Source organism: Actinomadura sp. NEAU-AAG7 (genome assembly GCF_018603865.1).
Classification (GTDB): Bacteria; Actinomycetota; Actinomycetes; order Streptosporangiales; family Streptosporangiaceae; genus Spirillospora; species Spirillospora litoris.
In genome coordinates, this window is sequence record NZ_JAHFZY010000002.1 from 551,222 (window position 1) to 570,437 (window position 19,216).

17 protein-coding genes are annotated in these 19,216 nt (G+C 74.5%); 9 read left to right on the top strand and 8 right to left on the bottom strand.

Annotated features, from left to right (window positions below; translation table 11 throughout):
* Positions 1-64 precede the first annotated feature (64 nt).
* On the top strand, positions 65-2,320 hold the full coding sequence (gene metE / locus KLI87_RS11935; protein ID WP_214616994.1) for a 5-methyltetrahydropteroyltriglutamate--homocysteine S-methyltransferase: 2,256 nt from the start codon (positions 65-67) through the stop codon (positions 2,318-2,320).
* Here the strand turns inward: metE and KLI87_RS11940 are convergent.
* Positions 2,310-3,218 (bottom strand): LysR family transcriptional regulator, encoded by a 909-nt coding sequence (locus KLI87_RS11940; RefSeq protein ID WP_214616995.1) that lies wholly within the window; start codon positions 3,216-3,218, stop codon positions 2,310-2,312. The genes metE and KLI87_RS11940 overlap by 11 nt on opposite strands.
* A 92-nt stretch (positions 3,219-3,310) precedes the next feature.
* Here KLI87_RS11940 and KLI87_RS11945 point away from each other — a divergent pair, with 92 nt between their 5' ends.
* The 6 genes from KLI87_RS11945 to KLI87_RS11970 are packed head-to-tail and all read left to right on the top strand — an operon-like array spanning position 3,311 to position 9,327.
* Positions 3,311-4,144 carry an inositol monophosphatase family protein gene (locus KLI87_RS11945; protein ID WP_214616996.1) on the top strand — a complete coding sequence of 278 codons (834 nt, stop codon included), beginning with the start codon at positions 3,311-3,313 and terminating at the stop codon, positions 4,142-4,144.
* Positions 4,145-4,173: 29 nt separating this feature from the next.
* Positions 4,174-5,142 (top strand): aldo/keto reductase, encoded by a 969-nt coding sequence (locus KLI87_RS11950; protein ID WP_214616997.1) that lies wholly within the window; start codon positions 4,174-4,176, stop codon positions 5,140-5,142.
* Between the two features lie 22 nt (positions 5,143-5,164).
* On the top strand, positions 5,165-5,941 hold the full coding sequence (locus tag KLI87_RS11955; RefSeq protein ID WP_214616998.1) for an ABC transporter ATP-binding protein: 777 nt from the start codon (positions 5,165-5,167) through the stop codon (positions 5,939-5,941).
* Positions 5,938-6,795 (top strand): ABC transporter permease, encoded by an 858-nt coding sequence (locus tag KLI87_RS11960; RefSeq protein ID WP_214616999.1) that lies wholly within the window; start codon positions 5,938-5,940, stop codon positions 6,793-6,795. Before KLI87_RS11955 ends, KLI87_RS11960 begins: the two co-directional genes overlap by 4 nt.
* The gene (locus tag KLI87_RS11965) at positions 6,792-7,868 is read left to right on the top strand and encodes an ABC transporter substrate-binding protein (RefSeq protein WP_214617000.1); all 1,077 of its coding nucleotides are present in this window, start codon (positions 6,792-6,794) and stop codon (positions 7,866-7,868) included. The genes KLI87_RS11960 and KLI87_RS11965 overlap by 4 nt, the downstream gene beginning before the upstream one ends.
* Positions 7,869-7,914: 46 nt before the next feature.
* Positions 7,915-9,327 carry an amidase family protein gene (locus tag KLI87_RS11970; RefSeq protein WP_156217783.1) on the top strand — a complete coding sequence of 471 codons (1,413 nt, stop codon included), beginning with the start codon at positions 7,915-7,917 and terminating at the stop codon, positions 9,325-9,327.
* Between the two features lie 22 nt (positions 9,328-9,349).
* Here the strand turns inward: KLI87_RS11970 and KLI87_RS11975 are convergent, their stop codons facing one another.
* Positions 9,350-10,204, bottom strand: coding sequence for an alpha/beta fold hydrolase (locus tag KLI87_RS11975; RefSeq protein WP_214617001.1), 855 nt, complete (start codon positions 10,202-10,204; stop codon positions 9,350-9,352).
* Positions 10,201-10,950, bottom strand: a complete 750-nt coding sequence (locus KLI87_RS11980; RefSeq protein ID WP_214617002.1) for a class I SAM-dependent methyltransferase — start codon at positions 10,948-10,950, stop codon at positions 10,201-10,203. Before KLI87_RS11980 ends, KLI87_RS11975 begins: the two co-directional genes overlap by 4 nt.
* Before the next feature lie 46 nt (positions 10,951-10,996).
* Here KLI87_RS11980 and KLI87_RS11985 point away from each other — a divergent pair, with 46 nt between their 5' ends.
* Positions 10,997-11,383 (top strand): VOC family protein, encoded by a 387-nt coding sequence (locus KLI87_RS11985; RefSeq protein ID WP_156217781.1) that lies wholly within the window; start codon positions 10,997-10,999, stop codon positions 11,381-11,383.
* Positions 11,384-11,463: 80 nt separating this feature from the next.
* Positions 11,464-12,897, top strand: a complete 1,434-nt coding sequence (locus KLI87_RS11990) for a pyridoxal-dependent decarboxylase (protein WP_214617003.1) — start codon at positions 11,464-11,466, stop codon at positions 12,895-12,897.
* Between the two features lie 238 nt (positions 12,898-13,135).
* Here the strand turns inward: KLI87_RS11990 and KLI87_RS11995 are convergent, their stop codons facing one another.
* From KLI87_RS11995 to KLI87_RS12015, 5 genes are all read right to left on the bottom strand, one after another.
* Positions 13,136-13,906 (bottom strand): YggS family pyridoxal phosphate-dependent enzyme, encoded by a 771-nt coding sequence (locus KLI87_RS11995; protein WP_214617004.1) that lies wholly within the window; start codon positions 13,904-13,906, stop codon positions 13,136-13,138.
* 59 nt (positions 13,907-13,965) lie between these two features.
* Positions 13,966-15,531 (bottom strand): FAD-binding oxidoreductase, encoded by a 1,566-nt coding sequence (locus tag KLI87_RS12000; RefSeq protein ID WP_214617005.1) that lies wholly within the window; start codon positions 15,529-15,531, stop codon positions 13,966-13,968.
* 241 nt (positions 15,532-15,772) lie between these two features.
* On the bottom strand, positions 15,773-16,282 hold the full coding sequence (locus KLI87_RS12005; RefSeq protein ID WP_156217777.1) for a lytic polysaccharide monooxygenase auxiliary activity family 9 protein: 510 nt from the start codon (positions 16,280-16,282) through the stop codon (positions 15,773-15,775).
* Positions 16,283-16,586: 304 nt separating this feature from the next.
* Complete coding sequence (locus KLI87_RS12010; protein WP_156217776.1) at positions 16,587-16,838, bottom strand: hypothetical protein; 252 nt, start codon at positions 16,836-16,838, stop codon at positions 16,587-16,589.
* Positions 16,839-16,863: 25 nt separating this feature from the next.
* Positions 16,864-19,191: a hypothetical protein gene (locus KLI87_RS12015; protein ID WP_214617006.1), complete on the bottom strand. Its 2,328-nt coding sequence runs from the start codon at positions 19,189-19,191 to the stop codon at positions 16,864-16,866.
* Positions 19,192-19,216 lie beyond the last annotated feature (25 nt).

The window sequence follows — 19,216 nt, forward strand, 5'->3', positions numbered from 1 at the left end:
GGCGCGCGCACCTGGCCGTCCCCCCTTCGCGTCTCCGCACTGTGGCTCAGCGAGGGAAGCTGCCATGAACACGACGATCCTCGGATACCCGCGCATCGGTGAGCGGCGCGAGCTGAAGTTCGCCACCGAGGAGCACTGGGCCGGGCGCCTCGACGCCGCCGCCCTGGAGCGCGCCGGCGCCGACCTGCGCGCCCGGACGTGGCGGACGCTGCGCGACGCCGGGCTCGACGCGGTCCCCTCCAACACGTTCTCCTTCTACGACCAGGTGCTCGACACGAGCGTGCTGGTCGACGCCGTCCCGGACCGCTACCGGCACCTGTCCGGCCTCGACCGGTACTTCGCGATGGCGCGCGGCGCGCGGGACCTCCCGGCGCTGGAGATGACCAAGTGGTTCGACACCAACTACCACTTCATCGTCCCCGAGGTGGGGCTCGGCACCCGGTTCCGGCTGGCCGACGGGCCCGCCGCCAAGCCGGTCGCGGAGTACCGGGAGGCCAAAGAACTCGGCATCGAGACACGGCCGGTGCTGGTCGGGCCGCTGAGCTACCTGCTGCTGGCCAAGGCCGCGCCGGACGCGCCGGAGGGGTTCCGCCCGCTCGACCTGCTGGACGACCTGGTCGAGGTCTACGCGGAGCTGCTGGAGCGGCTGTCGGGCGCGGGGGCGGCGTGGGTGCAGCTCGACGAGCCCGCCCTGGTCGCCGACCGGAGCGAGGAGGAGGTCGCCGCGCTGGCCCGCGTCTACGAGCGGCTCGGCGCGCTGCCCAGCCGGCCGCGCCTGCTGGTGGCGACCTACTTCGGGACGGTCGGCGCCGCGTCGCTGCGCGCCCTGGCCGGGTCCCGCGTCGAGGCCGTCGGCCTGGACTTCGTCGCGGGCCCGGAGAACCTGGACGTGCTCGCCTCGGTCGCCGGGCTGCCGCGCAAGACCGTCGTCGCGGGCGTCGTGGACGGCCGCAACGTGTGGCGCGCCGACCGGCGCCGGGCCAAGGCCGTCTGCGCGGCGCTGCTCGGGCTGTGCGACCGGGTCGTGGTGGGCACGTCGTGCTCGCTGCTGCACGTCCCGCTCGACCTGGACGCGGAGGAGGCGCTCGCGCCGGACGTCCGGGAGCGGCTCGCGTTCGCCCGGCAGAAGGTCGGCGAGGTCGTCGCGCTCGGCCGGGCGCTGCGCGAGCACGTCCCGGACGAGAGCGGCGGGCGGGCCCCGGCGGCGGCCGACCCCCGCGTCCGCGAGCGCCTGGACGGGTTCGCGAGCGGACTCGCGGAGGCGCGCCGGGGCGACCGCGCCGCGCGCTTCGCCGCCCAGCGGGACGCGCTCGGCCTGCCCGAGCTGGCGACGACCACGATCGGGTCGTTCCCGCAGACCGCGAGCATCCGCCGGGCCCGCGCCGACCGCCGCGCCGGGCGGCTGTCCGCGGCCGCCTACACCGCGGCGATGCGCGAGGAGATCGCGCACGTCATCGCGTTGCAGGAGGAGCTGGGCCTGGACGTGCTCGTGCACGGCGAGCCCGAGCGCAACGACATGGTGCAGTACTTCGCCGAGCAGCTCGACGGGTACGCCGCGACCGAGCACGGCTGGGTGCAGTCCTACGGGACGCGCTGCGTCCGGCCGCCGATCCTGCACGGCGACGTCGCCCGGCCGCGTCCGATGACGGTGGAGTGGGCCGCCTACGCGCAGTCGCTGACGGACCGGCCGGTGAAGGGCATGCTGACGGGCCCGGTCACGATGCTGGCCTGGTCGTTCGTCCGCGACGACCAGCCGCTCGCCGATACCGCCCGGCAGGTCGCGCTGGCGCTGCGCGACGAGGTCGCCGACCTGGAGGCCGCCGGGATCGGGATCATCCAGGTCGACGAGCCCGCGCTGCGCGAGCTGCTGCCGCCGCGCCGCGCCGACCACGACGCCTACCTGGACTGGGCGGTCGGCGCGTTCCGGCTCGCGACCTCGGGCGTCGCGGACGCCACCCAGATCCACACGCACATGTGCTACGCGGAGTTCGGCGAGATCATCGAGGCGATCGGCGCGCTGGACGCGGACGTGACCAGCGTCGAGGCGGCCCGCTCCCACATGGAGCTGGTCGCCGACCTGCGCGCCGCCGGATACGCGAACGGCATCGGGCCGGGCGTCTACGACATCCACTCGCCGCGCGTCCCGTCGGCCGAGGAGATGGAGGAGAACCTGCGGCGCGCGCTGCGGGTCGTGGAGCCCGGCCGCTTGTGGGTGAACCCCGACTGCGGGCTGAAGACCCGCGCCTACCCGGAGGCGGAGGCGTCGCTGCGGAACCTGGTGGCGGCGGCGCGCCGCGTCCGGGAGGGCATCACCCGCTAGCGCGGTCGTCGAAGGCGAGCGCCTCGCGGATGCGGGCGCGCAGCCACGCGTGCGCCCGGTCGTTGTCGTAGCGCTGGTGCCAGGCCAGGACGATCGGCACCGGCGGCAGGTCGAACGGCAGCGGCCGGGTGCGGAGCCCGAGGACGCGCAGCGTCGGGCGGCACATCCGCTCGGGCACCGCGACGACCAGCTCGCTGCGCGCGACCAGGTACAGCGCCGCCGTGCTCGTCGGCACGGACGCGACGACGCGGCGGCGCAGCCCCCGCTCCTCCAGGACCCGGTCGACGGGGTCGCGGAGCCTGCCCCGCCGCGACACGAGGACGTGGTCGGCCCCCGCGAACCGCGCGGGCGTCAGCTCGCCCTCCCCGGCCGGGTGGCCGGGGCCGAGCACCGCGACGAGCCGGTCGTGCCCGACGGTCACATGGGTGATCTCGGGCGGGTCCGGCTCGGCGGCGCCGATCTCCAGGTCGACCCGCCCGTGCCGCAGGTCGCTGGTGTCGCCGGCCGCCTCGCCGAGCAGCCGGACCGCGACGCCGGGGGCCCGCTCGCGGACGGTGCCGAGCAGGTCGGGCGCGATCGCCGTCATGACCGCGTCGTGCCCGCGCACGGTGAAGACCCGCGAGAGGTTCGCGAGGTCGAGTTCGCGCTCGGGTTCCAGGACGCCGCGCGCCCGCTGGACGAGGTCGTGGACCTCGGCGCGGATCGCCAGCGCGTGCGGTGTCGGGATCATCGTCCGGCCGGTGCGGACGAGGATCTGGTCGCCGGTGACGCGCCTGATCCGGCCGAGCGTGCGGCTCATGGCGGGCGCGGAGAGGTTCAGCCGTTCGGCCGCGGCGGCGACGCTGTTCTCCTCCAGCAGGGCGTCCAGCGCGGTCAGCAGATTCAGATCCAAGTGCACCGGAGTAAATCTAGCCCTACCAAACATGCACTGGTCACAGCCGCGAACCGCTCCTACTGTCGGGCTCACCGACCCGAACGAAGGAGTGGGACATGCGGATCGAACAACAGGCGGCGGCCGGGACCGCCGCGTACGAGGAGGACCGGGCGCTGGTGGCGCAGGTCGCGGCGGCGGTCCAGGCGGCGGGGGCGCACCTGGCCGGGCGCTTCGACACGACCGCCCACCTCGCGGGACGCGAGGAGGTGGTGGCCGGGATCCACGCCAACGACGAGGCGGCGCTGGCGATCCTGCGGCCGGAGCTGACGCGGCTGCGCCCGGGCGCCGGATGGGTCGAGGACGAGTTGGAGGGCGGCCCGCTGCCCGGCGGCGAGTGGTGGGTGACCGACCCGGTCGAGGGCAACGTCAACCACGTCCACGGGATCGCCGACTGGGGCGTCACCGCGACGCTGGTGCGCGACAACGTCCCCGTCCTCACCGCCGTGCACCTGCCGCCGAGCGGCGAGACCTACACCGCCGTCCGGTCGGGCGGCGCGTTCCGCGACGGCGCGCCGCTGCGGCCCTCCCCCAAGCGGCGCCTGGACGGCGCGCTCGTCGGCACCGGCCAGGCCAGGCCGGGCGAGAGCGCCGAGACCTTCGCCCGCATCGGCGCGTCGGTCACGGCGATGCTCGACACCGCGATGGTGGTCCGGGTCTCGGTGCCCGCGACGCTCCAGCTCCTGCACGTCGCGGCCGGGCGGATGGACGCGTTCTGGCAGTTCAGCCAGGTGCGCTCCGGCCTGCTCGCGGGCGCGCTGCTGGTCGCCGAGGCGGGCGGCGTCGTCACCGACACCCGCGGCCGGCCGTGGACCCCGGGCAGCGCCGACTTCCTCGCCGCCGCGCCCGCGCTGCACGCCGCCGCCGTCGAGACGCTCTCGACGATCGACTGAGAACGCCACGGAAGAAAGGAACCAGGATCATGCGCACGCTCCCCCTCGGCACGTCCGGGATCCGGATCAGCGAGTTCGTGTTCGGCGCCGGCTCCATCGGCGGCGTCGGCGCGTCCGCGAGCACCCGCGGGCACGGGCTGACCCCCGAGCAGGGCCTCCAGCGCCTCGACGAGGCATGGGACCTCGGCATCGACACGATCGACACCGCCGACTCCTACGGCGGCGGCGAGAGCGAGAAGACCGTCGGGCGCTGGCTGCACGACCGCCGCCCCGAGGGCGTGGTCGTCTCCACGAAGGTGGGCCTGATCAGCAGGCCGGACGGGTCGCGCGGCGTCGACCTCTCCCGGGGCCACATCGAGAAGCGGCTGGCGCGCAGCATCGAGCGCCTCGGCCGCGTGGACCTGTTCCTGTCCCACGTCCCCGACCCGGTCACGCCGGTCGAGGAGACCGTCGAGGCGTTCAGCCGGGCGCAGGACGAAGGGCGGATCCGCGCCTACGGGGTCAGCAACGTGGACCGCGCGAAGCTGGAGGCCGTCCTGCGGGTCGCGGACGAGCGGGGACTGCACCGGCCCGCCCTGGTCGAGAACAGGCTGAACCTGCTCGACCGCGCGGACGAGGCCGAACTCCTCCCCCTGGTGAGAAGGGAGGGAATCGGATACACGCCGTTCTCCCCGCTGGCGGGCGGCGTGCTCTCCGAGCGCTATCTGGACGGCAACGCCCCCGAGGCCGGAAGCCGGATCGCGGTGGCCGGAGACCTCTACTACAAGGGGTTCCATTCCCCGGAGAACCTGGCGAAGGTCGCCGCGCTCCGCGACATCGCGTGGGAGCGCTCGACCAGCGTCTCGGGGCTCGCGCTGGCCTGGCTCCGCGACCACCCGGCGGTGACGGCGCCGATCGTCGCGCCGCGCACGTTCGCGCAGTGGGACGCGGTCCACGACGCCATGGCGATCCGGCTCGGTGAGGAGGACCACGCCCGTGTCTCCGACATCTTCGGCTGAACCGGCGACTCGGCCGGCGACGGTGGAGAGGGCCGCGGTGCGGCTGCGCGGGGTCGGCAAACGCTTCGAGGGCGGCGTCGAGGCGATGCGGGACCTCGACCTCTCCGTGGCGCCGGGCGAGTTCGTCTCGATCGTCGGGGCGTCCGGCTGCGGGAAGTCGACGCTGCTGCGCGTCATCGCCGGGCTCGTCCCCGGTTCGGAGGGCACCGTCGAGGTCCACGGCGAGCCGGTCACCGGGCCGCGCGAGGACGTCGGGCTGATGTTCCAGCGGCCCGCGCTGCTCCCCTGGAAGACGTCGCTGGAGAACGTGTTACTCCCCATCCGCGTCCGCCGCAGGGTCACCCACGACGACGTCCGTGAGGCGATGCGGCTGCTCACCCTGTTCGATCTTGAAGGTTTCGAGCACGGTTTCCCCTCCCAGCTCTCCGGCGGAATGCGGCAGCGCGTCGCATTGGCGCGGCTGATGATGACCGGGGCCGGCGTCCGCCTCCTGGACGAGCCGTTCGGCGCGGTCGACGAGCTGACCCGGGAGACGCTCAACCTGCACCTGCTGCGGGTCCACGAGCGGACGGCGTCGGCGACGGTGCTGGTCACGCACACGATCTCCGAGGCCGTGCTGATGTCCGACCGGGTCATCGTGATGACGTCCCGGCCGGGGACGGTCGCGGCCGAGGTGCCGATCCCGCTGGAGCGGCCCCGCTCGCCCGAGATGGCCTACTCGCAGCGGTTCCAGGAGCTCGCGCTGACCGTGCGGCGCGCGCTCGGCCCGTCCGGGAGCGAAGGAGGACGGCCGTCATGACCCGGCCGTCCAGGATTCCGGCCCCGGGACTCGGCCGGATCACCGCCCCGACCGCGCTCGGCGCCGCCGTCCTCCTCCTCTGGGATCTCGCGAACACCCGCCACTGGGTCAGCGACCTGATCCTGCCCCGCCCGCTCGACGTCGCGGCCGCGACCCGCGACCTGTTCGCCTCCGGCCTGGTCTGGGGCCACCTCCGGGCCACGCTCTACGAGACGCTGGCCGGGTTCGGCCTGGCCGCCGCGCTCGGCGTCGGCACCGCCCTCGCGGCCGGGACGTCGGCGGTGGTCCGGCGGATGGTCTACCCGTACGCGGTCACGCTCCAGGTGCTCCCGATGCTGTCGGTCGCGCCGATCCTGATCTCCGCGTTCGGCTTCGGCGCCACCGCCAAGATCGTGATCGCCGCGCTGGTCGCCTTCTTCCCGGTCTTCGTGAACACCCTGACCGGGATGCTCGACCCGGACGCCGACGCCGAGGAGCTGTTCCGCTCCCTGCGCGCCGGACGGCGGCGGACCTTCACCGGCCTGCTGCTCCCCACCGCCGCGCCGATGATCTTCGCGGGGCTGCGGATCGGGCTGACGCTGGCGCTCGCGGGCGCGGTCGTCGCCGAGATCGTGTCCGCGCAGGAGGGGCTCGGGTTCCTCGTCCAGCGCTACAGCTCGCAGCTCAACCAGGACGACGCGTTCGCCGTGGTCGCCGTCGTCACCGGGATGGGCCTGCTGCTCTATGGCGCGGTCGGCTGCGCGGACCGCGTGATCGTCTTCTGGCGGCACGCCGGGCGGCTCCCGGCCAGGTCGCGGGCGCGGGAGCGGCGCGTCCGGCGGCGCCTGGCGGCCGCGGACAGGAGCACCTCATGAGGCGCGCATTCACCGCCGCGCTGACGGCGGTCGCGCTGACCGCGTGCGGCGCGGGCACCACCTCCGGCGGCGCGGACGGGACGCTCACGCTCGCCACCCCCGCGCCGAACTCGCTGTTCACCTTCAACGAGGTGCTGGCGGACCGGCTCGGCTTCTTCGCCGACGAGGGCCTGCGCGTCAAGATCGCCCCGGTGGCCGACAGCGTCCCGATCGCGGGCCTGGTCCAGGGGCGCAAGGCCGACATCGGCCTCGTCGCCGCGAGCGACGCGCTGACGGCGGCCCTCAGGACGCCCGACCTGCGCGTCCCCTACGACGAGCGGACGGGCGGCAACGGCTTCCTCGTCGGCCTCGTCGTCCCGGAGCGGAGCGCGGTGCGGACGGTCGCCGACCTCAGGGGCGGGAACATCGGCCTCGCCTCCCCCGACCAGGACCGCGCCTACCTCACCGCCGCGCTGAAGAAGGTGGGCCTGTCGATCGACGACGTCGAGACGACGACGGTCGGGCCGGGCAGCGCGGCGGTGGCGCGGACGCTGGAGTCCGGACGGATCGCGGCCTACGCCGGGACCCTCACCGACTTCTTCGCCTTCGACGACGCGGGGCTCCCGGTTCGGGACATCACCCCCTCCGGCCTCGAAGAACTGCCGGTCGGAGGCTACGTTGTGAGGGCGCGCACACTTGAGAACAGCGACGTGCCGGTGAGGTTCTTCCGTGCCCTGGCCCGGGGGACCTACGCCGGCCTCCAACGCCCGAGGGTCGCCGAGGCCGCCGCGCGGCAGGCGGCGCCCGAGGAGTGGGCCGAACCGGAGAAGGCCCGGGGCCTGCTCGCGGCACTCTCCAGGACCCTCACCCCCTACGACGGCCGTACCTTCGGCGAGATCAGGCCCGCGCGCTGGTCCAACGCCCAGAACCTCCTCCTCGAATCCGACGTGCTCGACGAGCCCGTCGACCTGACCGCCTTCCTCGCGACGAACGTCCTCCAGCAGATCAACACCTTCGACCGCGCCGCGACGCTCGCCAGGGCCGACGCGTGGCTGACCGAGAACACCCCCGCACAGCAAGGGAGCACACCATGACCGACATCGCCGTTCTCGCCCTCACGGTCGCGTCGTAGGGGGCGGGATGGACGAGCTGCACTGGCTGTCGGCGGTCGACGCCGTCCGGCTGCTCCGCGAGGGCGGGTTGGACCTCGCCGAGTACGTGGAGGCGCTGATCGACCGGACGGCCCGGCTGACCCGGCTGAACACCTACGTCACGCACGACCCCGACCGCATCCGGCGGGCGGTCGCGGACGGGCCGCGCGGCGGCCCGCTGTACGGGCTGCCGTTCGCGCTCAAGGACGTCTACGACACCGCCGACCTCCCCACCTCCGCCGCGACCCCGGCGCTGCGCGGCTGGCGCCCCCGCCGCGACGCGCCGCTCGCGCGGCGGCTCCTGGACGCGGGCGGCACGCTGATGGGCAAGCAGACGCTGGGCGAGCTGTCCCTGGACATCACGGGCAACAACCCCGCCTACGGCCCGATCGGCAACCCCTACAACGCCGGGCACATTCCAGGCGGCAGCAGCGGCGGCACCGCCGCCGGGGTCGCGGCGGGGCTGGTCCCGTTCGGGCTCGGCGGCGACACCGGCGGGTCCCTGCGCATCCCGGCCGCGCTGTGCGGGTGCGTGGGGTTCCGCCCCACGCACGGGCGCTACGACGGGCGCGGGATGGTCCCGATCTCCTCGACCCGCGACACGGCGGGCCCGATCGCGCGCTCGGTGGCGGACGTCCGGCTGGTGGACGCGATCTGCGCCCCGTCCGGCGCGGACCCGGACCTCACCGTCGATCTGGCCGGGCTGCGGCTCGGCGTCCCGTCGGTGTTCTTCTACGAGGACCTCGACCCGGACGTCGCCACCGTGACCGAGCAGGCGCTGGGCAAGCTCGCGTCCCAGGGCGCGGTGCTGGTCGAGCAGGACGTGCCGGACCTGGCGCGCCTCAACGAGGCGGTCAGCTTCGCGCTCGTCCTGTACGAGGTGGGCCGCGAGCTGTCGGCGTACCTGTACCAGCACGCGGCGCCGGTGGCGCTGCGCGGGCTCGCGGAGGAGGCGGCCACCGACCACGTCCGCGACCTGCTCGCCTCGGTCCTGGACGAGGACCAGGTCACCGCCGCCGACCACCGGGAGGCGCTCACCGTGCACCGCCCGGCGCTGCGCGCGGCCTACGCCCGGTACTTCGCCGAGCACGAGGTGGACGCGCTGCTCATCCCGACGACGCCGCTGCCCGCGCGGGCGCACCGCCCGCCGGGCGCGGACCGGACGGTCGAGCTGAACGGCCGCGACGTCGACACCTTCCTCACCTACATCCGCAACACCGACCCGGCGAGCAACGCGGGCCTGCCGTGCCTGTCGGTCCCGTCCGGGCTGTCGGGCGACGGCCTGCCGATCGGCCTGGAGCTGGTCGGGCCCGACGCGTCCGACGCCCGGCTGCTGGCCGTCGCCGAGGCGGTCGAGCAGGCGCTGCCCCCGCTGCCGCGCCCCGACCTGGAGCGGACCTGACCCCGGCCCTCTCCGCCGGGGGCTAGGACGCCGCCCCGGCCAGGGAGTGCAGCCACTCCAGGGCCGGGGCGGCGGACCGCAGCACGGAGATGTGCCCGTCGTCCGGCGACAGCCGCGCCGTCGCCGTGGGGCAGCGGCGCGCGAGCCACCGGGCATGCGCGGCGGGCACGATCCGGTCCTGGTCCCCGTGCAGCAGCAGGACGGGCACGGTGATCCCGGACGGGTCGAACCCCCACGGCGCGACGTAGGCGAGGTCGTCGTCGATGAGCCCGCCGGGCCCCTGCGCGACGGCCGGGTCGACGACCTCGTCGAACCAGGACCACTCGGCGGCGAGCGCGACGTGGTCGGCGGGGGTGAACATCTCCGGGTCGAACCCGGCCTCCGCCTCGTGCCGCTCCTTGGCCGCGCGGCCGCGGGCGGCGGCGCGCAGGGACGCCGCGCCACCATCCGCCATGCCCGCGAACCAGTCCAGGCCCGCCGCGTCGTAGGGCGCCAGGGCCGCGACGGCGACCACGCCCAGCACCCGGCCGGCCGGGGACACGCCGCAGGCCAGGGCGTGCGAGCCGCCGCCGGAGTGGCCCACGACCGCGAACCGCCCGATGCCGAGGGCGTCGGCGACGGCGGAGACGTAGAAGGCGGCGGACGCCACGTCCCGCCCCGGGACGGGGGTCGAGCCCCCGTACCCGGGCCGGTCGTAGGACACCCAGCGGAGGCCGAGCCGCTCCGACGCCGCGACCAGCGGGCGCGGCGGCGCGCCGAGGTTCGGTGTGCCGTGCTGCCAGAAGATCGTCAGGGCGTCGGTGGCCTCCGGGGCGGTGTCGTAGACGTGCAGGGTCCGGCAGCCGTCCAGTCTCAGGTCGAACTCGGAGACGTTCACGCCGCCCCGCCGGGGGGCTTCTCCCAGACCGAGACGTGGCGGCGGCTCTCGTGGGTGAAGGGGGCGCGCGTCCAGTCCTCCCAGCGGTCGGCGAGGCGGAGCCCCGCGATGCGCGCCATCAGGTCGAGTTCGGAGGGCCAGACGTAGCGGAAGGGGAAGCTCTGGAAGCGGTGCTCGCCGTCCACGACCTCGACGTAGTTCGAGCTCATCGCCTGCGTGGAGGTGTCGAGGAGGTCGTAGGCCCAGCGGCCCCCGCCCACCTGGAACGGCACGGCGTTCTGGCCGGGCGGGAGCAGCCGCAGGTTCGGGACGCCGACCTCGATCACGAAGCGGCCGCCGGGCTCCAGGTGGGCGGCCGCGTTGCGGAAGCAGTCGACCTGCGCGTCCTGCGTCGTCAGGTTGTTGATCGTGTTGAACACCAGGTAGGCGAGCGTGAACGCGCCCTCGACCCGGGTGGTGGCGATGTCGCCGATCGTCACGCCGACCGCGTCGCCGCCGGGCTTGGCGCGCAGCCGGGCGACCATGGCCCGCGACATGTCGATGCCGTGCACCGGGACGCCGCGCGCGGCCAGCGGCAGCGCGACGCGGCCGGTGCCGACGGCGAACTCCAGCGCCCGGCCGCCGCCCGCCAGCCCGGCCAGCAGGTCGACCGCCGGGTCGAGGGCCTCCGGCGCGAACATGTCCGCCGACGTCTCGTCGTAGGTCGCCGCCACGGGCTCCCCGAAGTAGCCGTCCTCATCATCCATGATCAGGACCGTACCCGCGCCAAGGGCCGCCCCTACACTGCCGTGCATGCTCAGACTCGGATTCCCGGTGGTCGGCGTGACCGACATCCCCCGTGCCGTCGCGTTCTGGACGTCCGCGCTCGACCTGGTCTCGGTGCCCCGGTGGGAGAGCCCGACCTGGCGGACGCTCGCGCACGCCGACGGCTCGGGCCAGGCGCTCGGCCTGATGTACAGCGAGTCGCCCGCCGAGCCGCGCCCCCGCCTGCACCTGGACCTGCTCGTGGACACCACGGCCGAGCAGGAGGCGGAGGTCGAGCGCCTGGTCGGCCTCGGCGCGAGCAGGGTCGACTGGGAGCTGTATCCGCCGAAGCCCGACTTCGTCGTCCTCGCCGACCCCGACGGCAACCTGTTCTGCGTCGTGGACCTGAGCCGCGCGCCGTCCGGCTCGTCCTGATCCGGGGTGGCGCGAATCTGGCGATCTTCGTCCGATTCGCGCCTTGCGCGGGGTCGCGTCCGGCCGCAACGATCCTGGTCATGGACCATTTCCCCACCGGGCGCGCCTCGTTCGCGCCGCCGCCGGACGCGGCGCTGGAGCTGTGGCGGCACGTCACCGAGCTGCTGGAGGACGAGCGCGAGCGCGTCCCTGACCGGTCGGTCACCCCGCCGGTGGACGTGCCGGCCCTGCGGGCGGCCGTCGCGGGCTACGACTTCGGCGCCCCGGTCCGCGCCGAGACGGCGGTCGACGAGGTCGCGGCGCTGCTGCGGACGGGGACCGTGCACACCACCCACCCCGGCTACTTCGGGCTGTTCAACCCGACGCCGACCCACCTCGGCGTGGTCGGCGACGCGCTCACCGCCGCCTTCAACCCGCAGCTCGCCGCCTGGTCGCACGCCCCGGCGGCGGCGGAGATCGAGGCGCACCTGCTGCGCTTCCTCGGCGGCCGGCTCGGCTACCCCGACGGGTCCGTCGCCGGGTCGTTCACCAGCGGCGGCGCGGAGGCGAACCTCACCGCCGTGCTGCTGGCGCTGACCCGGACGTGGCCGGAGTACGGCACCGAGGGGCTGCGGGCGCTGCCCGGCCGTCCCGTGCTGTACGCGTCGGCGGAGAGCCACCTGGCCTGGTTGAAGATCGCGCACGGGACCGGCATCGGGCGCGACGCCGTCCGGCTCGTCCCGACCGGGCCGTCGCTGAAGCTGGACCCGGCGGCGCTCGCCGCCCGGATCGAGGCCGACCGCGCGGCGGGCGACCTGCCGTTCCTGGTCGTCGCCACCGCCGGGACCACCGGCGCCGGGGTGATCGACCCGCTGCCCGAGCTGGCCGACCTGTGCGCCGACCTCGGGCTGCGGTTCCACGTCGACGCGGCCTACGGCGGCGCGGCGGCGCTCTCGGACCGGCTGCGGCCCGCGCTCGCGGGCATCGAGCGCGCCGACTCGATCACGGTGGACGCGCACAAGTGGCTGAGCGTCCCGATGGGCGCGGGGGCGCTGCTGACCACCGACGCCGAGGGGCTCGCGGAGACGTTCCGGGTCACCACGTCCTACATGCCCGCCGACGTCCACGGCACCGTCGACCCCTACACCACGAGCCAGCAGTGGTCGCGCCGCTTCACCGGCCTGAAGCTGTTCCTCAGCCTCGCCGTCGCGGGCCGCGACGGGTACGCCGAGCAGATCGACCACGACGCGGACCTCGCCGACGCGCTCCGCGCCGGGCTGTCGGACGCGGGCTGGGACCTGGTCAACGACACGCCGCTCCCGGTCGTGTGCTTCGCCGACCCCGCGAACCCGGCATGGGAGCACCACGCGGCCCTCGCGCGGACGGTCGTCGAGGGCGGCGGCGCGTGGATCAGCCCGGTGAAGCTCGCCGGACGCGCGGCCCTGCGCGCCTGCGTCATCAGTCACCGCACCACGCCCACCCACATCGACGCCCTGATCCAGACCGTGAACGCGGCCCGAGGCCAGAGCACCTAGCACGACGACCTCGGCCGTCACGCGGGCGCGTCGGCTGACCGGTGGGGGCGACGCCGGAGGCGAGCCCCCACCGGGAAGATCGCGAAGCGATGCCGCGCCCGCCGAGACACGGTCAAGGCACGAGCCGCCAGGCGAGCGCCTTGGGCCGGGGCTTCATGAACACAGCCGCCAGGCGAGTGCCTTGGGCCGGGGCTTCATGAACACAGCCGCCAGGCGAGTGCCTTGGGCCGGGGCTTCATCAACCGGGCCAGTAGCGCTGGTCGGTCGTCGCGCGGGCGCCGAAGATGGCCTGCCCGACGCGCACGACGGTCGCGCCCTCCTCGATGGCGATCTCGTAGTCGCCGGACATGCCCATCGACAGCTCGTCCAGACCGATCCCGTCGGGGGCGTCCTGGCGGGCGCGGTCGCGGATCGTGCGCAGCGTGACGAAGCACTCCCTGACCCGGTCGGTGTCGCCGGTGAGCAGCGCCAGCGTCATCAGGCCCCTGACCCTGAGCGCGCCGTAGCGCGGCAGCTCGGCGAGGAAGCCGGGCACCTCCTCGGGCGGCAGGCCGTACTTGCTGTCCTCGGCGGAGGTGTTGACCTGGACGAACACGTCGAGGCCCCGGCCCTCGGCCTGGAGCCTGCGGTCGAGCGCCTCGGCCACGCGCAGGCTGTCCAGCGCCTGGAACTCCGAGGCGAAGGCGGCGACGAACCGTGCCTTGTTCGTCTGGAGGTGCCCGATGACCGACCACGACACGTCCAGGTCGGCCAGGTTCTCCGCCTTGCGCTTGGCCTCCTGCACCTTGTTCTCGCCGAGCACGTCGCAGCCCGCCCGCACGGCCAGGCGCAGCCGCTCCTCCGGGACGGTCTTGCTCACCGGGAGCAGGCGGACGTCCGCGGCGTCCCGTCCGCCGCGCTCGGCGGCGGCGGCCATCCGCGCCCGGACCGCCGCGACGTTGCGGGCGAAGTCCTCGACCGTCTCGGCACCGGGGTAGCGCGGCGTGTCCCGTGTCGTGTCCTGTTCCATCGCACCTCCTGCCCCCCATCGTCCACCCCCGGCGCGGCGGACGGGGCGGCGGGATGCCCTCAGATCCGGACGGACTGGCGGTGCCGGAACACGTTCCGCGGATCCCAGACCCGCTTCGCGTCCTGGAGGCGTGCGTAGTCGGCGCCGTAGTAGAGCGTCGACCAGGGGACCTCGGAGGTGTTCCACACCGGGTCGCTGAGATCGACTTCGGGGTAGCCGATGTAGCAGCCGTCGGTGGGCGCGCTCGCGTACGGGGCGTTCACGGGGACGCCGCCGGTGTCGCGGTACATGTCGCGGTACAGCTCGCGGATCCAGCGCAGCTGGTCGGCGCCGTTGACGGACGCGGGCCAGTACACCTGGTGCTGGAGCTTGAGGATCGAGTCGCGCTGGGAGACGGCGGTCTCCCCGGCGGCGACCCGGTTGATCGCCGAGCCGTAGGAGTCGATCTGGACCACGGCGTCCCGTGTGATCGCGGGATGCTCCTCCGCCAGCGCCGTCCACAGCGCCTCGACATGCCGTTTCGGCAGCGGCCCGCGCATGTAGGCGGACTTGTGCTTGCCCGCGCGGGTGTTGTCGGTGCCGCCGAAGAGCTTGTCCACCTGGTCCCACGGGAGCGGCGTCGGCGCGTGCAGGCCGACGAGCGCCGGATACTCGCCGTAGGACCGGGTCAGGGCGTGCCGCTCGACGCCGAGATCCCGGCCGACCTCCTTCAGGAACCGGGCCATCAGCTCCTCGGCGTGCGGGAGGCCGGCGTCGAGTTGGGCGATGAGGCCGATCGTGTCCTGGCTCCGGTGGGTCAGCAGCAGGATCCCGAACAGCGCCGCGAACGGGTCGTCCTCCCCGCCGCGGTGCCGGTCGAAGAAGCCGCCGAAGTTCGCGATGATCTGGGCGAAGGACTCGGGCCCGATCGAGTCCCACTTCCAGCCGCCCGCCGTCAGCAGGACGTGGCGCGGCGCGTCCGGGAGGCGCCGGAACCACAGCCGCGTCAGCACGCCGAAGTTGCCGCCGCCCCCGCCGGTGTGCGCCCACCACAGGTCGCCGAGCGCTCCGACGCTGTCGGCGGTCGCGGTGACCAGGCGGACCCTGCCCGTGTCGTCCACGACGGCGACCTCGACCGCGTACAGGTAGTCGACGGTGAGGCCGAACTGCCGCGACAGCAGCCCGAACCCGCCCGCCGGGACGTGGCCGCCGACCCCCACCGTGGCGCACGACCCGCCCGGCAGCACCTTGCCGGTCTTCAGGAACAGCCGTTTGCGCAGGTCGGCGTTGGTGGCCCCGGCCTCGACGCAGATCGCGTCCATCTCCGGGTCGGGGTAGATGCCGTCCATCAGCGACACGTCGATGATCACCCGGACGTCCTCGGAGCACACGAAGTTCTCGTAGCAGTGCCCGCCCGACCGGACGGTGATCCGGTCGCGCACCGCGCCCTCGCCGGATGCGCGGCCCGCCTCGTCGACCGCCTGCTGGAGCGCCTCCTTGGCCTCGTGCGGGCTCGCGACGAGCCGCACGTACTCCGGGTCGGCGTACCAGCGCGGGTTGTAGCCGCGGCGGAGCGCGGGATACCGCAGGTCACCGGGTTCGACCTTGATGCCGCCCGGGTCCTCGCCGCGCTGCCCCACCACCATCGCCCCCTGCCGGTCGCCGGACGGGCGGCGGCCGCGCTCGGGCCGCCCCGGTCACCCGTCCCCTACCGCGAGGGCCACAAAGCCCAACTCAACACTTCCACCACATTTGCCTATCCACGGAGCGGCATAGGCGAAAACGGGCCGGTCTGGTGTGGGGCGCGAACGGCCTGGGGGCCCGTGCGCGCCACTCGAAATCATGGCGTGCACGGGCCCCCGGTCGTCGTCGGGGTTACCGCGCGGGTCAGCCGATCTGCACGTCGATGCAGGCGTAGAAGGCGTTGCCCGTGTCGGCGATGTTCCAGATCGCCAGGACCTTCTGGCGGCCGGAGAAGTTGCCGAGGTTGATGTTGTGGGAGACCGTCTCGGGCGGCTGGGCGTTGTTGCCGCTCACGTTGCCGACGCGCGTGCCACCGATGTAGTACTCCCAGTTGGTGGTGCGGTGGCGGGCGGTGAACTTCCAGGTGAAGGTGGCCGACCGGCCGACGGAGGCGGCCTTCCAGCCCTTGCTGTCGTCGTTCAGCTCGGCGAAGGCGCCGTTGCCGCCGTTGCAGGACCGCTGGCCCTTGGGGCCCTCGACGCTCTGCGGCTCGTACTTGATCGAGCCGCACTGGACGGTGCGCGCGGCGCACTGCGCCTGGCGGCTCGGCGGGGCGTTGACGTAGCCGTGGGCGCTGGCGGTGCCGGGGAGGGCGACGAGGATGGCGGGGGTGAGCGCCACACTTGAGGCGGCGGCGATGAGCCTTTTCTTCATGGGAGCTCCGAATCTCAGGGTATGGCCGCTCGGACGGCCATTGCGGGGGGCTGTTCTCGGCTCGGTGGGCTCAGCGGGGCGGGTGGGGCACGGGCCTCCATGGGGACTCCGGGGCGTGACCAGGCCAAATCTAATAGGAAAGTTTCCTATTCAACCGATTCTCGCTCCGTACCGTTTTGATGTCAATACCGGGTGAATGCCCGGAATCGTTGCGTGGGCGATTCGGGGGACGGTTGTTTCGGCGATGACCTGGGGATCTCTCGCGTGATCCGGCTCGCGGCGGAGGTTTCGGACCGGCGGGCGGTCAGTGCTCCTCGTCGCCGAGCAGGTCGGCGTAGACGTGCAGCCGGGTCGCGACCTCGGCGAGGTCGGCGGAGGCGACCACGCACGCCGTGATGTGGGCGTTCAGCGTGTCGAACAGCCAGGGCGGGGCGGCCGCGTCCGAGCGCAGCCGGGCGGCGAGCGCGTGCAGCCGCGCGGCGCATCCGGTGAGCGCCTCGGCGTCGGCGTCGAGGGCCTCCGCGTGGGCCGCGATCACGCGCTGATGTGCGGGCATCGGTTCTCCCGGGGAATCGGGGCCCTCAGGGGCCTTCGCTGACGTCGGAGGACGCGTCGGGAGCGGCGGCGGAAGCGGACGGATCGGTGGGCGGGTCCGCGGACGGATCGGTGGGCGGGTCTGCGGGCGGGTCCGCGGGCGGGGCGGGGAGCGTGAGCGGGACGGCCGCGCCGCGGCGGCTGCGGCGGGCCGGGGCGACCAGGCAGAGGATCGGGCGGGCGCCGTCCAGCCCGAGGTCGCGCAGGTGCCGGGCGAACGGGTGCTCCGACCGCGCGACGGCGAGCCGGAGCCGGGGGGAGGGGTGCGCGCGCCGCGTCCCGCGCCACTGGAGGCTGGAGCGCACCGGGACGCCGTCGCGGTCGGAGTAGACGACCAGGCTCCGCCCGGCGACCGGGGCTGCCACCGGGAGGCCGGGGCCGAGCGTTCCGGCCAGCGACATGACCGGCTCGCCGCCGGCGACGGCCTCCACCCGCGCGGCCCCCGCGCCCGCCTCCACCCGCACCGTGCCGAGGGACGCCGCGTGCCCGAAGACCTCCTCGGCCACGGCGCGCGACAGCTCGGTGTTCACGAGCACGTCGGTGAAGCGGCTGCCGACGCGGTCGGCGCGCGGCGAGCGCGGGAGCAGGGCGCGCCAGGACGGTAGCCGCGGCGTGCCCCGGCCGCCCGGCGGGGCGACGAGGACGGCGAGCCCGACCTCCGCGTAGGCGCCGAGGCTCGTCCGCCGGTTGTCGGACACGTGGATCGCGACGACCGCGCGGCCCCCCAGGCGCACGGCGGACGCCCGGCCGCCGAGCAGCCCCGCCGCCGCCTGGGCGTCGGCGACGAAGTAGGCGGTGAGCGCGTAGCCGTCGTCGCAGCGGACGGGCAGCTCCACCGGCCCGCTCGCGGTCGCCGCCCGCGTCACGGCCGGGGCCACGGCGACGCCGCGGCGCACGACCTCCGGTACCGGCTCGTCGTCGTAGAGCCGGTAGAGCTGCGAGCGCGTGGCCGGGCCGTGGTAGGGGCGCAGCTTCGCGTCGATGTGCTCGCGCGCCTCGGGCAGGTCGACCGCGAGGTTGGCGGTGTAGTGCTCGACGGCGTGGCAGGCGGGGAACTCGTGGGTGGGGTCGGTGTAGTCGACGACGTACCAGTCGGGGTGCAGGTCGAAGCAGTTCCCGGCGCCCTGGCCGTCCAGGCTGGGGATGATGTCGTGCTGGTTGGCGACGCTGGCGACCCAGGTGCTCTCGGTGGCGGGCCGCTTGAAGTCGACCGGCGAGCCGACCACGACCACGTGGGTGATGGTGTAGCGGGACGCGAAGGCCGGGTCCTGCGCGAGGGTCATCACCGCCGATCCCCCGGCGCTGTGCCCGACCAGCGCGATCTCGGCCCCCTCGGGGATGCCGTAGTCGGCGACGGCCTTGGCCAGCGAGCGGCTGTAGGGCGCGCTGTCGAGCAGCGTGCTGCTGAACGCGCCGAGCAGGTCGCCCGGCGAGTCGTTGTCGGGGTTGCCGGGCCGCATGCCCGGCGCCTGGACGACGTGCCGCTCGACGCCGTCCGGGCCGGTGACGGTCTGGATCAGGACACGTCCGGTGGTGCCGACGACGCCGATGTTGGTGAGGAAGTCCAGCAGCGAGCCCGTCTCGCGCAGCCGCCGCCGCTCGGGCGGGTCGGCCTCGACGCGGCGGGCCGCGCCGCCGCCCACGTCCAGCAGCGCGATCGCCAGGTTGCTCACGCCGCTGACCGGGTCGGCGGTGGCGGCGGCCGAGCCGCTCGCGATCATCCAGGCGGTGTGGTCGTTCAGCGGGTTCTCGTCCAGCAGCGCGCGCAGCGCGAGGATCTCCCCGAACACCGGCGCGATCGCGGTCAGCGCCCGCGCGGCGCCCCGGTCCTTCACCAGCGCGTACAGGGCGCGCGCGGCCTCGATCTCGCGGTCGGCGGCGACGGCCTCGTTCAGCCGCGCCAGCACCGGGTCGGCGGCCAGTTCGGGGTTGTCGAGCGTGACGGCGGCGATCCGCAGCCGCAGCGAGGTCGTCATGACCGAGACGGCGAGGCTGCGCGCGCCGAGCACGCTGCCGAGCTTGGCGCCGACCGTCCCCGCCGGGCCCCCGGCCAGGGCGTAGCCGAGGCCCTTGCGGTTGGTCACCGCGTGCAGCAGGGCCTGCTCGGCGCGCAGCGCGGCGCCGGGCGCCCGGTGCAGGGCGCCCGGGACGGCACCGGCGGTGAGGGCGCCGGTCGCGTGGACGGACACCTCCCGCATGACCCCCGCGATGTCGGCCAGCTCGCGCGCGGCGGCGCGCAGCGTCCGCGCGGTCTCCGGATCGGCGAGCGAGGGGCCGGTCGGGGGAATGTCGTCAGAGGGGTCGTCCGTGGTCACCTGTCCTCCTCACCGATGTCGGGGC

Excerpts from the sequence above, each read along its gene's own strand:
- KLI87_RS11960 (WP_214616999.1), top strand. The coding sequence starts at position 5,938 with ATGACCCGGCCGTCCAGGATTCCGGCCCCGGGACTCGGCCGGATCACC.
- KLI87_RS11985 (WP_156217781.1), top strand. The coding sequence starts at position 10,997 with ATGCTCAGACTCGGATTCCCGGTGGTCGGCGTGACCGACATCCCCCGT.
- KLI87_RS11995 (WP_214617004.1), bottom strand. The coding sequence starts at position 13,906 with ATGGAACAGGACACGACACGGGACACGCCGCGCTACCCCGGTGCCGAG.
- KLI87_RS11970 (WP_156217783.1), top strand. The coding sequence starts at position 7,915 with ATGGACGAGCTGCACTGGCTGTCGGCGGTCGACGCCGTCCGGCTGCTC.
- KLI87_RS11980 (WP_214617002.1), bottom strand. The coding sequence starts at position 10,950 with ATGGATGATGAGGACGGCTACTTCGGGGAGCCCGTGGCGGCGACCTAC.
- KLI87_RS12000 (WP_214617005.1), bottom strand. The coding sequence starts at position 15,531 with ATGGTGGTGGGGCAGCGCGGCGAGGACCCGGGCGGCATCAAGGTCGAA.
- KLI87_RS11990 (WP_214617003.1), top strand. The coding sequence starts at position 11,464 with ATGGACCATTTCCCCACCGGGCGCGCCTCGTTCGCGCCGCCGCCGGAC.
- KLI87_RS11945 (WP_214616996.1), top strand. The coding sequence starts at position 3,311 with ATGCGGATCGAACAACAGGCGGCGGCCGGGACCGCCGCGTACGAGGAG.
- KLI87_RS12005 (WP_156217777.1), bottom strand. The coding sequence starts at position 16,282 with ATGAAGAAAAGGCTCATCGCCGCCGCCTCAAGTGTGGCGCTCACCCCC.
- metE (WP_214616994.1), top strand. The coding sequence starts at position 65 with ATGAACACGACGATCCTCGGATACCCGCGCATCGGTGAGCGGCGCGAG.
- KLI87_RS11965 (WP_214617000.1), top strand. The coding sequence starts at position 6,792 with ATGAGGCGCGCATTCACCGCCGCGCTGACGGCGGTCGCGCTGACCGCG.
- KLI87_RS11950 (WP_214616997.1), top strand. The coding sequence starts at position 4,174 with ATGCGCACGCTCCCCCTCGGCACGTCCGGGATCCGGATCAGCGAGTTC.
- KLI87_RS12010 (WP_156217776.1), bottom strand. The coding sequence starts at position 16,838 with ATGCCCGCACATCAGCGCGTGATCGCGGCCCACGCGGAGGCCCTCGAC.